Here is a 15,013-nt window from a genome sequence, read left to right as displayed (position 1 = left end):
TACACTTGATTGGTTACACTTCTCATACGATTATACAAAAGGGATGTTTATGAAAAAAGTGTTGATAGCCGTATTGGTGAGTCTGAGTGCATGGGCGGCCCCTTACAGTGTGGGTCAGTCGGTTACCCCATTAGAACTAAACGATCAGTTTGGAAAACATCATTCGATGAAAGTGATGCCGCATACACTCATAATGGCGTTTGAAAAAGGGACAGGAGCTACGGTTAACGAGTATCTTGCCGCACAGGGCAAGGGATATTTGCCGAAGATTAATGCCGCTTTTATTGCCGATATCAGCCAAATGCCCAATTTTATTACCAAAGCATTTGCCTTGCCGAAAATGCAAAAATATCCCCACACTGTATTACTTATTCAAGATGAAGTGCAGGGGCTGAAATTTCCAGCAGAAGAGGAGAAGATCACCGTGATGAAATTCAGAGGCAATTTTTTGACTAAAATCGATTTTGTAACGACCACAGCTGAACTCAAACAAGCGATTGAGCAGTGATCACACCGCTCAAAGCACTGCGCAAAAACCGTTTTAAAACGGCACTCATTTTTATCAGTATGAGTGTCTCGATCGCTGCGATCTTTTTGATCAGCGCGATATCGGGCGGAGTGGTGAGTATGTACAGTGCGATGCTTAAAACCGACGGGGATATTATCGTTACTCAAAAAGGGATTGCCGATACCTTTTTTAGTGATATTAACGCCTCTTTGACGAATACTATTGAGACGATGAGTGGAGTGAAAGAAGTAAGCGCCCTGATCCTCGGTGCCGCACCCGTTGATCCGCTTCCTATCGTAGGTATCTATGGGGTGAGCGAAAATCGATTTAAAAGGTATACCTTGATTCAAGGGGAGTATCCCAAAACGAATGAAGTGCTACTGGGTTCCAAAATTTATGAGACGCTTAAACACCCTTCGTCCATAGAATTATCCAAACAAAAATTTCGGGTAAGCGGTGTGTTTAAAAGCCGAATCGGATTTGAGGATGGGGGCGTCGTACTTGGATTAAAGGATGCGGGAACGTTATTTCATAAAAGTGCTTCAATTTTTTTGATCAGTTTGAATGATTTGAGTAAAAGTGATGAACTTATTGAACGGATTAACGCGCTTAATCCTGAGAATGAAGCAAAAACGACGGACAGTTTTATTGATTCGTACAATCAGTTTAAAATCATCAAAACCAGCTCGGATGTGATCGGTGCGATGGCTTTTTTGATGGGAATTTTAGGAATTGTAAGCATGATGAGTATGGTGGTCAATGATCGTAAGGGAGAATTTGGAATTATGCGCTCCATCGGTCTATCTTCATGGACGATTATCATGAAGCTTCTTTCCGAGACGCTGATGATTGCAATTCTCGCATTTGCTGTGGCATGGGGTGTCTCGGAGGGGGTATTGGAGCTGATCGAACATGCCGATAAGTTCCAAGGTTATATTAACGGTGAAATCACATTGGCACTTCTTATTAAAGTATTCATAGTTTCGGTAACAATGGCGCTCGTCGGGACGTTATTACCGGCGATTTATGCGGCACGTATCGATCCGATGAGTTTGATTCAGCGGGGCGGCGCATGAAAATAGAAGCTTTCGGATTGGAACATTTTTATGGACATGAACAGGTTCTTCGCGGTGTTGATATTGTGATTGAGCCTGGGAGCTTTACGGCGATCATCGGAGAGAGCGGAAGCGGAAAAACGACACTGTTATCGATCCTCTCGACACTGTTGCATCCGACACAAGGGAGAGTGTTATTTGATAATAAAATTTTGGATGATGTGGGGAATATTGATATTTTCAGGCGCCGTAATATCGGCTTCGTATTTCAATTTCATTATCTGATATCGTATTTGACATTACGTGAAAACGTTGCCCTTGCCGCACTCGATGAGACGCTGATAACTCCATTGCTGGAGAGTTTAGGGATTGAGCGTTTGGCAAAACGCTACAGCGATGAGGTCTCCGGCGGAGAGCGCCAGCGTGCCGCGATTGCCCGTGCCCTGATCAACCGACCCTCGGTGGTCTTTGCCGATGAACCGACGGGAAATCTGGATACGAAAAATGCGTTGGGGGTGTATGAACTCTTCAGACGTTTTGCCGAGCAGGGGACAGGATTTGTCGTCGCCTCACACGATAAAAAAATAGCCGACTATGCAGATACAATCATTGAGATGGAGGATGGAATTGTTAAACAAATTTTTAAACGATGAACTCCCATTAGCCCTCTTGTGGCTCATCATCGGATTGGTGGCGGGTTTGGTCTATGCGGTAGAGATATTGGGCCTTGATGGCTCTATGACACTCCTCTCTCCCGAGCGTGCCCGTTCATTGCATATTTCCCAAATGTTGTACGGTTTTTTCCCGCTGATCCTCTCCTTGTTGCCGTTTGCTTTATTTGAAAAAGAGGGGGTACTCACCCAAAACGGTCTCACTCATCTGCGCCGTTATTTTGTTGTGTGGAATACATTTTTACTGTTTATGAGCCTTTCCCTTTTGTTTGGCAATATTCGGGGCTTGCCGTTTTACGATTTTCCCTATCAGCTCAATTTTCTCCTTGCATTCAGCGGACTCTTTTATCTGCTTGCCCTTGTAGATGCGCTGCGTACGTACGATAAACGCCCGTTATGGGTTAATGTATCGCTTATCGCGGTAATTGCCGCTCCGGTTGCCCTTGTAGTGCTGATGAATCCCCAATACGGTCAGGTGGAGCAAACATTGGTCGGTCCGCATGGAGATAATACCCTGGGGATGAGTTTTGCGCTGATGCCGATCTATTATTTGCTTATTAAATTGAGTAGCGAGGGGGAGTTTACCCCTCGGCGCCATTGGCTTTGGATTATCCCTTTAGTGGGGTATAGTATCTCTCTTATTATCCGCAACTTTTTTCACTCTCTTAGTGTCCATGAGGAGTGGTTTTTTCAGTATCTCACCTTGTTGTATCTTCCCCTCTTTTGGACGTGGCTACGTGATGCACGGGTGAATTTTCATACCAATCCCTATTTGATCCTTTCAATAGCGGCATTTGTATTTGTTGATGTAGAGGGAAACTTTCTTTTTATCCCTGAAGTTCGTGCCTTGATCCACCGTAACGATTTAGTCGTCGGGCATGCGCATATTGCCATGGGGCTAGGGGTAGCGTTTATGGCATTGGCAATTGTGTATCATCTTCTGCCACATTTGTTTCGTCGTTCGTATGCACTGATTTGGAGCGGATTGATGGGTCTGATGGCATCGGTTCTCACCTATGCCGGATTGATTGAAGCAGGAGTTGTTAGCGGGAATATTGATCTATTTTTGACTTTACGCGCAGTGTTTGGCGGGTCATTGATCGTCCTTGTACTCAAAATAGCGTATGATCGTCTCTATTTTCGGATTGATTCCCCTTTAAAACTCTATCATCTCAGCGGCTTTGTGAGCGATGCAGGAGGGGGGTTAATTCTTATTCTAGCCGGCGGATGGCTTTTTCCCTATCTAGGATTTCATTTTAGCGGGACGTATGAGTATGTGGTATTCGCTTTTATGATCGGAACGGGGATGATTCATTGGTATGGAATTCACACCCATTCCCAATTCATGGGAAGCCTTAGTGCAACGATTCGTCTGATTGTTTCGGCGACATTCGCCGCACTGTATATGGCGAGTATGTTAGATAATATCGCCCTTCTTGTTGCTTTGTACGACGGGGCTTTTGCCTTTGTTTTTTGGCTTGTTCTGCGAGAGAAACAATGAATCTATTGGTAGTTGTCCTTAGCTCACAGCTGCTCTATTATCTCCTTATCGCGCAGACGGGAGTGGTCGGAGTATTTGATTCGCATATCCATGATCTTTTCACCCTCCCCATCGGCGGAGTGATTGGGAGTTTGTTGAGTGCCTATTGGCGTCATTACGGGATCAAAATGGAGCTTTGCTTTTTATTCGGTATTCAAGTGATGCTTTCCTGGTTTTATCCCAATTATTCGCTGGGGATATTACTGGTTATGGGCTTTGTTGTGGGGTATACAACCCCTTTATTGCTTTATTTATTCGGGTCGCAGAGCCGTTTGCAGTTGGCGTTGGGATTGGCGATTTCGTATGCGATCGGGACGGCATTGTATACCTATCCATTCGCCTTGCGGGGGGATATAGCGATTATATTACCGTTGATTTCCGTAGTGGCATTACGATTTACCCATTTTCATGCGGTTGCTCGTCCTACGGAGGCAAAGCTTGATTTGCGCATCGTTTTGATGATGATGGTATGGATTTTTGCCGATTCGGCACTTTTTGAGACATTAAGTCGTTCAGAGACTATGGATATTTGGAGTGAATACACGACCCTTATTATCGTATCCCATTTGGCGGGTATTTATTTAGCCTATCGATACGGTAATAATCTGGTGCGCCAAGGGTGGAATGTATGGGTATTGTTTATTGTTAGTTATGCTTTGTACTACAGTGAAATGCCGTTGGGATTAGCGATTATCTATCCGGTTGTAATTTCATATTATAATGTTCTATTATTTCGCACACTGGTCGAGATGCGGGATATTCGCCTGATTGCTTTGGCGATGGTAGGGGTGGGATGGATTGCTGCATCGGCGGCCAATGCTGTCGCCCTCTACCATCAGCTATGGATTGCCGTTACGGCATTAGGGCTGTTTACTTTAGTGTATCCATTTTATTTTAGGAGAGAATCATGATGTTAAAATTGAGTTTGGCTGCGGTGGCATTGAGCGCATCCATGTATGCCGGTAGTTTGTCGTTTGAATCAGGTGCTATTAAAGCCCATACGGAAGTTTTCGGTGATAATACCATTGATCCGGTTACGAAAAAAGCCACCTCGCATTTAAGTATGGACGCCAATCCTACAACATTAAAAGGGTCGATTGAAATATCGATGAATGATCTTTACAGTGATAATAAAAAACGTGACGAGCATATGCAGGATGTTCTTGAATCTTCGAGTTTCCCCAAAGCGGTATTTGATGTCAAAGACGTTGTAGCCAAAAGTGGAGACAACTATACCCTCAAAGGGACGATGACCTTTCATGGGGTGAGTAAAGCGATGAATTTCGAGGGGACAATTACCGAAGAGGGTGGCAAAGTTCGTATTAAAGCGACAAGCAGTATGAAAATATCCGATTTCGGGGTCAAGCCGATCAAAATGATGTTCTTGACGGTGCGTGATCAGGTTGATTTGAACGTTGACATTTCTTTAAAACGATAAACTTCTCCTATATTCAAAACATGTGCTTTAAAAGAGTACGTGTTTTGAGAGACTAGATATTCAAACCATTCACGAGGTTCATCCAGAGGTTCATCTGAGAGCTTAAAAGTTCCGTAATGGATCGGAATCAATGTTTTTGCCCCGAGCTCCATGCAGGCGTTTATCGCCTCGGGTGGATTGGTATGATTGTGTTTCATAATAGCTTCGGGGCGATAGGCTCCTATCGGTAAAAAAGCTTCATCAATGTCGAAACGTTCACCAATCTCTTTGAAATGTTCCCCTGCCGCACTGTCGCCGCTATGATAAATGCAATGTTCTTGATTTTGAATAACGTATCCTCCCCATAACGCCTTATTGGTATCAAAAGGGGTTCGTTTACTCCAGTGTTTGGAAGGGGTGAGGGTAATAAAAAGTCCATTGATCATGACCGATTCCCACCACTCCAGCTCAAAACATTTTTCCCGTGCAATATGCCCTCTGAGATAACGCCAAAATCCTATCGGAGCGACGACGATACAATCTTTGTTTTTTTTCAGCAGGGCTAAAACCGAGGGTTTATCAAAATGGTCATAATGGGCATGAGTAATAAGAATAATATCCGCATACAGATACTCTGCGGGTATCGGCAGTGGGGTATGGCGTGAATACATAGGAATATTCCCCAATACGGGATCAATAGCTATAGTAGTTTCTGCCAGTTGAAGCCATACGGTTGCATGCCCGAGCCAAAGAGCATAATTCCCTTTGGGGAGGGATTCACGATACTCTATCGGCATTGGCGTATATGTGGAAGAAGCGGTACTAAACCGCTTTGATAACTGCCATTTTAGTATCGTGAGCAGTGAAAGTTTAGGCGAGGTATAGCGGTGCGCCATGAAAGACCTTTATAATCGATAGAGAATTGTACCCTTTAGCGGATTAATTGAATGTGGTGTTTTTTTACGCAGACAACCCTCTCTTTTGCTTTTTACGCCTACTGTTTTTCCCTTTCATCTGTTATACAATAAGGGCAAATAGCTCAAAGGAAAAATATGGAGAAAGCCGATAGATACATCTCTTTTATGAATATCGACTGTTATAAACATGCATCGGATGTGATTGAGTGCATTTTGGAGGTTATTAAAGACGAACGGTTTAATAACCCGTTTTGGGATGCATTTAGTGCAAAAATTCCTCAAAAGTATTATGAGAATAATTCGGATGAAAAAGTGCTGTATCTTGTTTGCTCTTCGGTATTTTATATTGAAGAATTGTTTGAGCAGAGCAATCATATGGTCGGTTTAGAGATGATGAAGAATTGCGAATATCAGTGCTGTTAGAGAATTAAAAGGGGGATAGCGTTAGTATTCGCTTTATCATTCTTGGGAGAGAACATGGAGCAATTTGTTTTTATCATTGCATTATTACTGATTGGAATAGTACTCCAAAAGTTGGATGCTCCAGTGGATTTTTCCAAAAGCCTCAACTTTTTTGTTATCTACGTTTCTCTTCCTGCTACCGTGTTGATGCAGGTGCCGAAAATTCATGTGGATATGTCGGCACTCTCTGTGATCTTGATTCCCTGGTTGCTGTTGCCGATTATGATTGTTTTAGTATTCGCAATGACCAAAAACTATCCCCCTCACGTACGTGCGGCACTTTTACTTGTCATCCCTCTTGGAAATACATCGTTTGTCGGGATCCCGGTGGTTCAGGCTCTCTTGGGTCAGGATGCCGTCCCTTACGTTCTTATGTACGATCAGTTTGGGACATTTTTGATCCTCTCTTTATATGGGAGTGCTGTTATTGCCCGCTATGAGACAGGGACGATTCATCGTCGTCTTATTTTGAAAAAACTAATATTGTTTCCGCCCTTTGTTTTTCTCATTTTTGCACTGCTATTTGGAGAAATGCCGCATGCCTCACAGCCCTATATTCAACTTCTCTCTTCGACGCTGGTTCCGCTTGCTCTTGTTTCGGTAGGGTATACGATGCGACTGGGGGGAGATCTTGATTATCCGTTGTTGTCCAAAGCATTAATTCTTAAATTGATGGTGATGCCTCTTTTTGCATTTGGGATGTTATTTATGTTAGGGGTGGAACCACTTGCGATGAAAACAGCGGTTTTGGAATCGGGAATGCCTTCGATGATTACGGCGGGAGCATTGGCAATTGCTTCGGGATTCGCCCCTGCACTCAGCGCGGCATTGGTCGGATATGGTCTTATCGTATCTTTGGTGACCTTGCCGTTAATTGCATATCTGATGGAAAAGCTATTTTAGCTTTGCTGCTGGTGCGATCCGTCGCAGTAGGGTTTTCGACCTGAGCGCCCGCATCGGCAGAGCCATTTGTCGGTATCGGATTCAACAGAAAATTTGATTGGGGTCTTATCGGTTCCGCTGTGGCTTCCGTCACAAAATGGAAAAGTGGAAGAATGACCGCACGTACAATACCAATACTCTTTGTTGGCATCCAATGAAGCTTTAAACGGGGCATTTTGAAAATGGGTTTCCATAATAAATTCCTAAAGCGAGATAATAGAATCATAACATGCTTTAGGAAATGAATCTCTCACGCTACATTAAAGCCATAATGGGAGCCACGTCGGAAAATGTGGTTGATTTTTGAAGGTATTGAACTAAGTTTTATAGTAGATGAAGAATTCATAGGTATTGTTTTTTGTTCATGGGTTGCATATACAAGTTATTCAAGTATATTGTGAACTGCAAAAATTGATAAATATTTTATGTCATATTGCAATATTGCTACAGAAATATTTTATTTTTTTACATTTTTAGCCATTTAATTGTATTCAAAAAACGCGCGCGATTATGCCGCAGTAATTAAAGGAAATCAAGAGATTAGAAAAGAATTTTTTTAGCGATTTTTTTATTCTAAATCTATTGATTTTATGTTATTAACACTGTAAAATTTCCTTAGTTGCAACAAAGAACGTTCTTGAAAAGTTTCCTGAAGTACGAGATAAACCAGCTACTTAGCTCGTATTCACCCTGTATTAAATCCTGATCAGATTTTTACTTTTGTCAATGAGTTTAAAAAAAAGGCCCAATCAGAGGAGGACCTTTTCATGTCTGAATTTCTGCTCTGCACAGGAATTTCTCGCACACCAGTGCATCGCGATATCTAATGCGATGCGGCTGTCATTAAACAGGAGAAAACTTTTATGAAACCATTCCACTACACCAATGTCAATCTCTTGATCGAAGAGCGCGCTAAACGCATTCTCATCAACCCGCAAGGGGAACGTTTTTACTTTGTAGCCTGTGAAGATCAACACCTGATCTTTCGTAACGCCACCATCTCCTACAACAGTGATGAAGAACGCTATGAGATAGAGGGCGAACAGAGTATTTTCACAGAACATCACGGTAGTGGCTTCAGCTATGAAAAGCTCCTCTGCCTTCACCCCTCAGAACTGATCGAGCGTAAAAGCTTTTTCGGTGTCGTCTGGTACAGCGTCTCGGGTATCCTGAAACGTAATGTGCAAAGTCGCTATCTGTGCCGGCACAGCGAATACACCATCGAAGAGCGGAGCGCATTCCTTTCCCAAACCATTGAGGAAGTGTAACAATGCATGCAGATAAAGCGCGAATAACGTTTCTATGGCGTGCATCATTGGATAAAGAAGATGAGCAACTCAAGCTCGAAGCATCGTTCACAAAACACGTAAAGGATAAACCATGCAGCCGATAAGCCCGTTTGAGTGGATACAGCATTACTATGTACTTGAATATGCCATTACGATTACCCTGAGCATATTCCTGATCTCCATGATCCTCCTCACCCTCAAGGCAGTACAAGGGGCGCTCTTCACCAAAGCTCGTCGTACACAGTCCTGTGACATTAAGAAGGATAAAGCAGATAACGAAGCCGATCTGCACAACACGATCAAAGAGGTTGTGGAAGAAATACTCCGTATCAAAGAATTCGATACCGCCATGGTGCTGATGGAGCAGCAGAACCTTAAAAAGCTGGAGATCGAAGAGCTGAGACTTCGGCTTGAATTGCATAGCCATGAGACTTCCAATCCTGTTCCAGCCGAGAATAAGGAGCAGCCCCTATGAAAAAGCATCAACCGACCACCAGCTCCCAAGAGCTAAAGCGGCTTCAGTCCTTGCTGAATCAATTGCAGCTGGAATTCAAATCTCTCCAAGAGAGCGGCAGTCGCTTAAAAATGGAGATTGCCACCAAAGAAAAACAGATTAAAGAGGTAGAGGAGAAGATCCACAAACTCAAAGGGGCCAATGAGACCATCATCGTCTCCGAACACGCAATTCTAAGATATCTGGAGAGAGTATATAAATTGGATCTGGAGAAGATCAAACACGAGATCCTTCCGGATCGAATTGCCGCTCAGGCCAAAGTGATCGGCAACGGACGCTACGGAGTGATTGATCACACCTTGCTTATCAAAGACAATGTCGTAGTCACCGTCATAACCGACGATGCCGCTTGATGAGAGGAGTGTACTATGAATCCTTTTGATATGCAAATGATCGCCATGAGCACATTAGCGCTCTTCCTAATACTGTTTATGCGTTACATTGATAAACGGTTCAATTACGCAATGGCAGGGATATTGGCCGTGATAGTTCTGGTATGGGGTGAGGATGTGTGCAGCCGAAAGGACCGGCTGAATTTTTACACCACTCACTTCGATAAGGGAGGAGAGATTATCTGTAAAGACGATAACGCCAATCCTCTTCTTATATCCCAACAAACCAAGTGGGAACGAAAAGGGCCATACCTTTTTCACAACACCAAAGGGATTGAGCTGATGAGGGACTCGTGTGAGATCATAGGTCAAGAAGAACCTCACTGTATTCAGACACGGTGGCTGATCCTATCTGGTATCGCCGCTTTCGTATGGTTCATTGGATGGCTGATCGTGATAGGACGAGATAGTGAGACGGAAGCTCAGAAACGAAGAAATGCGCGAGAAGAGCGTAAAGATAAAATCCGTACCGGTGCCAATGAGATGGCGGAACTTTATAAAAGTGATCCCGAACTCAAAGAGCTGAACGAATTCGTCGGCGATTACAACGAGCTGCCGGATGAATCTAATATACAGGAGAACCAACATGTCTAAACCAATGGGAAGAATTCTGTTTCTTTTAACGGTGCTTTTAGCGATCCAGATATATGCACTGCTCTTCTATAAATACGGCGAGACCTATGGGTTTGACGATCAGATCAATCCCATAACGATTATCGCAGGGGTACTTGCCATTATAGGAGTGATAGCACTTTTCGGCCGGATACTGAACAATAAAGATACCAAGCGCGGATACTGCGAAAGCGGTATTACACAAGAACAAATCGATACATACCGAAGCAATCATCGCAATGATCAAAAAGTATCAAAGTGCGATTCTACACAGCATACACAACAAGAAGACTCTTCCTTATGAAAATATCGATGAGTCGAGTTGTTAACGCCAAAGAGCGCTATTACAAGATTGAGCTGATTCCAAACCTCTTTGGCGAAGTTCTGCTCATCCGAACCTTTGGTTCTCTTAATCGGCTTAAACCCACCGGAGTGATTCGGCAAACCTATAACGATGTCCAAGAGGCCATGGCGATCATGAACGCTTTGATACACGCCAAGGCTAAACGGGGATATGAATAAAACACTCAATACAAAGGATGCAACATGTTAGTACTGACAATAATAGGATTAGTGATCGCGGGATTGGCGGTCTATGGATTTATGGAGTGGTTTAACGGCTATACCCAAAAAAAGGCTTCCTACACGTTCTTTAGTGCAGAGCATTCTATGGCGCTTATTCCAAGCTATCTAATGATTCTATTCGGTCATGGATGGTGGAGTAACAATTACCATACCCCTCATGGAGACTGGCTTAACGGTGCGATCGTGATGGGACTTGGGATTATTATTCTCATCCTGACGCTGGTGAACAATTTTAAAAAGACACCCCGACGCATCGCCATGATAGGGAGTATAGCGCAGCTGATTCTATACATCCCTTTTACCATCGTAGCCATCATTGCGATTGCCTTGGCAATAGCGGCAGCATCGGAGATTAAGCCCGTCTATAATCTAAACAGCGGGGATTAAACGATGAATCCGTTAACACTATTGGCCGGTGCCGTCTTTCTTGTCGCCTCCGTGCTGGTTATCAAAGCGCATATACCGCACCAATGGATCGAGGGTATGGGGATTTACGCCCTTGCGTATCTGCTTTATTATATTTCAAAGAACCGTAATGATCCGAAAGTGAAACGGTGGCTGGATTTATTTTAGAAGAGGCGATCAAACCGATCAACTAAAGCGCAATAGAAGAACTTTTGCTTTAACACACAAGCAACAACACAAGGAGACAACAATGTCAGAAGCATTACAGATCATTAATATCATCGTACTGATTATCGCTATAGGGTTTGCGCTGTATAGCTTGTTTAAAATCGATAGAGACCGAAAGAAAAAAATAGCCAAGGACGACGTAGAAATAAAACAATGGGAAAGAGGTGCTGAGATAGCCATCAACGATAAAGAGTATATGGCATTCGTCAATGATATTACCGGTTTAGGGAAAGAGTATGATCCTCATAAATGGTATTTCAAACTACCCGATTCCGCACTCAAACATCTTGAAGCGTGTTTCGAGGGGGATGAGAAAAAAGTGTACTTAATGAAACGTGCGATTGAACTGAGTATTGAGCACTTTGCACAGGAGATGGAAGATGATGCAGCATGTGCGAGGATTATTGAGGAGCGGGTGTTCAATAATCCCAAACCCATGGTGCCGTTTGATAGGGAGGAGTATATGCGCTATCGCAAGCAGAGAAAAGAACAAGATGGAAGCAAGGAAACATTCGAAGAATGGAAACACCGAGGGGATGAGAGCTCACCTCAATCGGAAAAAACGTAATTGATGTACTACACAGCTCTTTATCTCTCCTCTGATATCGAGAATGAAATAATTGAGTTTCAGGTTGAGATTGAAGGATGCTATCCTGATACCAAAGAGGGATTTCATCAACTCACCAAAGCGTTCACGATAGCAGCGGACACGTTTGGTAAAACGGAACCTTTTCCAAATGAGATATTGGAATCAATCCATGAAAATTGTAATCGACTGGAGCGGTTGCTACAGGATACGGAGTTTATACCAGAGAAGACCTATTACCTGAAGATGCCGGCGACTCAAATGGTTTACTCTTTGAGTGATGTTGATGTTTATCGGTTGTATGGAATCAATGAGAGCCACTGTTTGCTGGAAGCAATTGAGGGAGAGATGATGTGTATCGTGGGGGTGAAGGAGGTTTGGAAGGTGTTTGGGAAGGTATAGGAACGTAGTGGAAAATAAAATAAGAATATGCAAAAATCGCTATGCAATTTTTGTATTACAAAAGCCATTGTTAAAATATATGTCATGGACTATGAATTGTAATTATGCTATATTATTGGAATGCATTCCATAAAATGTGGTTTATAAATGGAATCAATTCTTTTAGAAGATAATCCCCATTGGGTTAATTTAACGTCATATGACGGTTATACCTCTCGTGAACAGCTTGCAAGTGCATTGCGTTATATGAGCACTAAAGAGGTCGTGGCAATCGTGGGAGCACGACGGGTAGGAAAAAGCTCATTGGCACGTCTGATGATCAAAGAATTAATTAAAAGTGTATCTGCTAAAAACATTTTTTTCATCAATCTTGAAAAACCTGCTTTTATCCCCTATAAAAATGACCCTTCGTATCTCGAAATGATTTATGAAGGGTATCTCAAATTGGCGCAGCCGAATATGGATGAGAAGATTTATATTTTTCTCGATGAAGTACAGATATTCACCAATTGGGAAGTATTCGTAAAATCACGTTATGAAAACAGTAATATCAAATTTATCGTTACAGGTTCATACTCATCGCTTTTGACCTCTACCTACGCAACCGTGTTAACGGGTCGGGTTCTTAAACTGTCACTGGCTTCATTTAATTTCCGTGAATTCTTAGCCTATAAAGAGATCGACTTTTCCAATCGTTTAGCCATCACTAGCAACAAGATCGCAATCAAGCGCGCCGTAGATGAATACCTACGCTGGGGCGGATATTACTCTGTATTTTCCAATGAGGATGAGATATTAAAAAAAGAGTTACTTAAAAATATCGCCGAAGATATTATTCTCAAAGATATTGTTCCTCGCTTCAGTGTCAAAAACAGTGCCGCTATTCGTGATCTGTTCTACTATATCACTTCGAATGCAGCAACAACACTCAACTATGCATCTTTAGCTAAAAAGCTCTCTATGGATCCTAAAACGGTCAAAGAGTATGTGGATTATTTCGAGGACAATTTTTTGATCCGTCGAATCTCTAAATATCACACGAAGCTAACGGCTCAAATCAATTCGGCTAAAAAAGTGTATATGTCAGATAATGGATTTCTAAATCTTGGGATAAACTCTGAGCGTAATATGGGAGCAACGCTGGAAAACGCCGTATGCAATCATTGGAATGCAGAGGATGTGACCTATCTGCTGGAAAATAAAGAGTGTGATTTTTATGTTGGAAACAGGCTTTATCAGGTGTCTTATACGATTCAAGATGAAAAAACACGCAAACGTGAAATTGACGCACTGGAATATTTTATGGAAGAATTTGAGGCAGCCGAAAGTGTTTTAGTTACTTATGACACCAATGAGACGATAACTAGAGAGAACAAGACGATTAAAGTACAGAGTATCGAATCATTTTTTCTCGATCAACTAAACTAATTTTCCCACCACACCGTGTATCGTGTGACGACTTACACTAAAGTCTCTGGCAATTTTGGCTTTTGCAACGCCCATTGATACCATTTCGTGAACTTTATAAGAGTGTCACCTTCGCGTATGTACTCTATTTCAGCAGCTCCGGACGTTATTTGGATTTTCTGGAAGCGAGATCGATAAAGATACGATCTCCTGATATTGCATCTAATTGACGGTCTGGATTTTGATCTTCGTAGGATACGCATACGTATCCTACGCGTTGACCGCTCAAGGCTTAATTCCCAATACGAACCAATATGGCTCAAAACTCTCTTGGGAAGCTTTCGCTATAAGATCAATAAACGGCGTATAATTTCCAGTTGTATGGGCTTCATCAAGCGCCTTATAGTATTCTAGACGATCTTCCACTTTAATAACGACAGGAGGAAATCCACTTTTCATAAGCTCTAGGTTCATTAGTAGTCTTGAAGTACGGCCATTGCCGTCTATAAAGGGATGCATCCCTACAAAATCAGCGTGAACTCTTGCAGCACGCTCAACTGTGTGAAGCATTTGCGCTTCATTTTGATACCAATTGATAAATGCTGCCATATTATCCGGAACATTCAAGTGATCTGGTGGTCGATGTGTGGCGCCGGAGATAAGAACGTTTGTATTACGATATTTTCCAGCATTACTATCATCAATATTTTTGAGCACAAGTGAATGGATCGATTTTATTTCCCATTCCGTAAGAGGCTCATTTTCTTGGACCAAGGCTTCAACATATAATATTGCCTCTTTATGATTGATCGCTTCAAAATGCTCTCGCATCGTTTTTCCGCCAATAGTGATTCCCTCTAGTGCTACTTTTGTCTCTTGAAGCGTCAGAGTATTGCCCTCGATCGCATTCGAGTTATAAGTCCAGCGAAGAATCAGTTCTTCTTGAAGGTTTTTAACAATAGTAGATGGAAGTGGATGGTGCTGATCAAGTAAAGATTTTAAATGATCAAGATTAGTGAAACGGTTCACTGGAAAACCTCTATATGTCAATTTAAGTTCTAGATATTTTAACTAAAGTGTC

23 protein-coding genes are annotated in these 15,013 nt (G+C 42.5%); 20 read left to right on the top strand and 3 right to left on the bottom strand.

Annotated features, from left to right (window positions below; all coding sequences use genetic code 11):
- The first annotated feature begins 49 nt into the window (after positions 1-49).
- From WC407_RS09815 to WC407_RS09790, 6 genes are read left to right on the top strand one after another with little or no spacing between them, the layout of a single operon-like run.
- Entirely contained in the window at positions 50-508 is a 459-nt protein-coding gene (locus WC407_RS09815; RefSeq protein WP_373022451.1) for a hypothetical protein, read from the top strand.
- Positions 505-1,584: an ABC transporter permease gene (locus WC407_RS09810; protein WP_373022450.1), complete on the top strand. Its 1,080-nt coding sequence runs from the start codon at positions 505-507 to the stop codon at positions 1,582-1,584. Before WC407_RS09815 ends, WC407_RS09810 begins: the two co-directional genes overlap by 4 nt.
- Entirely contained in the window at positions 1,581-2,216 is a 636-nt protein-coding gene (locus WC407_RS09805; RefSeq protein WP_373022449.1) for an ABC transporter ATP-binding protein, read from the top strand. The genes WC407_RS09810 and WC407_RS09805 overlap by 4 nt, the downstream gene beginning before the upstream one ends.
- On the top strand, positions 2,191-3,735 hold the full coding sequence (locus WC407_RS09800) for a cbb3-type cytochrome c oxidase subunit I (protein WP_373022448.1): 1,545 nt from the start codon (positions 2,191-2,193) through the stop codon (positions 3,733-3,735). Before WC407_RS09805 ends, WC407_RS09800 begins: the two co-directional genes overlap by 26 nt.
- On the top strand, positions 3,732-4,685 hold the full coding sequence (locus WC407_RS09795; RefSeq protein ID WP_373022447.1) for a hypothetical protein: 954 nt from the start codon (positions 3,732-3,734) through the stop codon (positions 4,683-4,685). Before WC407_RS09800 ends, WC407_RS09795 begins: the two co-directional genes overlap by 4 nt.
- Positions 4,682-5,212, top strand: coding sequence for a YceI family protein (locus WC407_RS09790; protein WP_373022446.1), 531 nt, complete (start codon positions 4,682-4,684; stop codon positions 5,210-5,212). The genes WC407_RS09795 and WC407_RS09790 overlap by 4 nt, the downstream gene beginning before the upstream one ends.
- On the opposite strand, the gene WC407_RS09785 is transcribed toward WC407_RS09790, so the two are convergent.
- On the bottom strand, positions 5,173-6,087 hold the full coding sequence (locus WC407_RS09785; protein WP_373022445.1) for an MBL fold metallo-hydrolase: 915 nt from the start codon (positions 6,085-6,087) through the stop codon (positions 5,173-5,175). The two genes, WC407_RS09790 and WC407_RS09785, sit on opposite strands and share 40 nt — an antisense overlap.
- A 156-nt stretch (positions 6,088-6,243) precedes the next feature.
- Between WC407_RS09785 and cowN the strand changes: the two genes are divergently transcribed.
- A complete protein-coding gene (cowN, locus tag WC407_RS09780) occupies positions 6,244-6,531 on the top strand; it encodes a N(2)-fixation sustaining protein CowN (protein WP_373022444.1) in 288 nt (95 codons plus the stop codon).
- Between the two features lie 54 nt (positions 6,532-6,585).
- Positions 6,586-7,473 carry an AEC family transporter gene (locus tag WC407_RS09775; RefSeq protein ID WP_373022443.1) on the top strand — a complete coding sequence of 296 codons (888 nt, stop codon included), beginning with the start codon at positions 6,586-6,588 and terminating at the stop codon, positions 7,471-7,473.
- Here the strand turns inward: WC407_RS09775 and WC407_RS09770 are convergent.
- Entirely contained in the window at positions 7,470-7,706 is a 237-nt protein-coding gene (locus WC407_RS09770) for a CDGSH iron-sulfur domain-containing protein (protein WP_373022442.1), read from the bottom strand. The two genes, WC407_RS09775 and WC407_RS09770, sit on opposite strands and share 4 nt — an antisense overlap.
- Before the next feature lie 669 nt (positions 7,707-8,375).
- Here WC407_RS09770 and WC407_RS09765 point away from each other — a divergent pair.
- The 12 genes from WC407_RS09765 to WC407_RS09710 all read left to right on the top strand — a co-directional run bounded on the left by WC407_RS09765 (position 8,376) and on the right by WC407_RS09710 (position 13,953).
- Positions 8,376-8,780: a hypothetical protein gene (locus tag WC407_RS09765; protein WP_373022441.1), complete on the top strand. Its 405-nt coding sequence runs from the start codon at positions 8,376-8,378 to the stop codon at positions 8,778-8,780.
- Between the two features lie 2 nt (positions 8,781-8,782).
- The gene (locus tag WC407_RS09760) at positions 8,783-8,905 is read left to right on the top strand and encodes a hypothetical protein (RefSeq protein ID WP_373022440.1); all 123 of its coding nucleotides are present in this window, start codon (positions 8,783-8,785) and stop codon (positions 8,903-8,905) included.
- The gene (locus WC407_RS09755; RefSeq protein ID WP_373022439.1) at positions 8,893-9,276 is read left to right on the top strand and encodes a hypothetical protein; all 384 of its coding nucleotides are present in this window, start codon (positions 8,893-8,895) and stop codon (positions 9,274-9,276) included. Before WC407_RS09760 ends, WC407_RS09755 begins: the two co-directional genes overlap by 13 nt.
- Positions 9,273-9,668 carry a hypothetical protein gene (locus WC407_RS09750; RefSeq protein ID WP_373022438.1) on the top strand — a complete coding sequence of 132 codons (396 nt, stop codon included), beginning with the start codon at positions 9,273-9,275 and terminating at the stop codon, positions 9,666-9,668. Before WC407_RS09755 ends, WC407_RS09750 begins: the two co-directional genes overlap by 4 nt.
- A gap of 15 nt (positions 9,669-9,683) precedes the next feature.
- Positions 9,684-10,301 carry a hypothetical protein gene (locus WC407_RS09745; protein ID WP_373022437.1) on the top strand — a complete coding sequence of 206 codons (618 nt, stop codon included), beginning with the start codon at positions 9,684-9,686 and terminating at the stop codon, positions 10,299-10,301.
- Positions 10,294-10,623 (top strand): hypothetical protein, encoded by a 330-nt coding sequence (locus WC407_RS09740; RefSeq protein ID WP_373022436.1) that lies wholly within the window; start codon positions 10,294-10,296, stop codon positions 10,621-10,623. The genes WC407_RS09745 and WC407_RS09740 overlap by 8 nt, the downstream gene beginning before the upstream one ends.
- 8 nt (positions 10,624-10,631) lie before the next feature.
- Entirely contained in the window at positions 10,632-10,841 is a 210-nt protein-coding gene (locus tag WC407_RS09735; protein ID WP_373022435.1) for a WGR domain-containing protein, read from the top strand.
- 24 nt (positions 10,842-10,865) lie between these two features.
- Positions 10,866-11,291 carry a hypothetical protein gene (locus WC407_RS09730; RefSeq protein WP_373022434.1) on the top strand — a complete coding sequence of 142 codons (426 nt, stop codon included), beginning with the start codon at positions 10,866-10,868 and terminating at the stop codon, positions 11,289-11,291.
- 3 nt (positions 11,292-11,294) lie between these two features.
- Positions 11,295-11,477: a hypothetical protein gene (locus WC407_RS09725; RefSeq protein ID WP_373022433.1), complete on the top strand. Its 183-nt coding sequence runs from the start codon at positions 11,295-11,297 to the stop codon at positions 11,475-11,477.
- Positions 11,478-11,559: 82 nt separating this feature from the next.
- Entirely contained in the window at positions 11,560-12,105 is a 546-nt protein-coding gene (locus WC407_RS09720) for a hypothetical protein (protein WP_373022432.1), read from the top strand.
- Between the two features lie 3 nt (positions 12,106-12,108).
- A complete protein-coding gene (locus WC407_RS09715) occupies positions 12,109-12,525 on the top strand; it encodes a hypothetical protein (RefSeq protein WP_373022431.1) in 417 nt (138 codons plus the stop codon).
- Positions 12,526-12,672: 147 nt separating this feature from the next.
- Complete coding sequence (locus WC407_RS09710) at positions 12,673-13,953, top strand: ATP-binding protein (RefSeq protein ID WP_373022430.1); 1,281 nt, start codon at positions 12,673-12,675, stop codon at positions 13,951-13,953.
- Positions 13,954-14,217: 264 nt separating this feature from the next.
- On the opposite strand, the gene WC407_RS09705 is transcribed toward WC407_RS09710, so the two are convergent.
- Positions 14,218-14,961 carry a Fic family protein gene (locus WC407_RS09705; protein WP_373022429.1) on the bottom strand — a complete coding sequence of 248 codons (744 nt, stop codon included), beginning with the start codon at positions 14,959-14,961 and terminating at the stop codon, positions 14,218-14,220.
- Positions 14,962-15,013 lie beyond the last annotated feature (52 nt).

It is taken from the genome of Sulfuricurvum sp. (assembly GCF_041651515.1).
GTDB lineage: Bacteria > Campylobacterota > Campylobacteria > Campylobacterales > Sulfurimonadaceae > Sulfuricurvum.
This window is presented reverse-complemented; position numbering and strand designations above follow the sequence as displayed.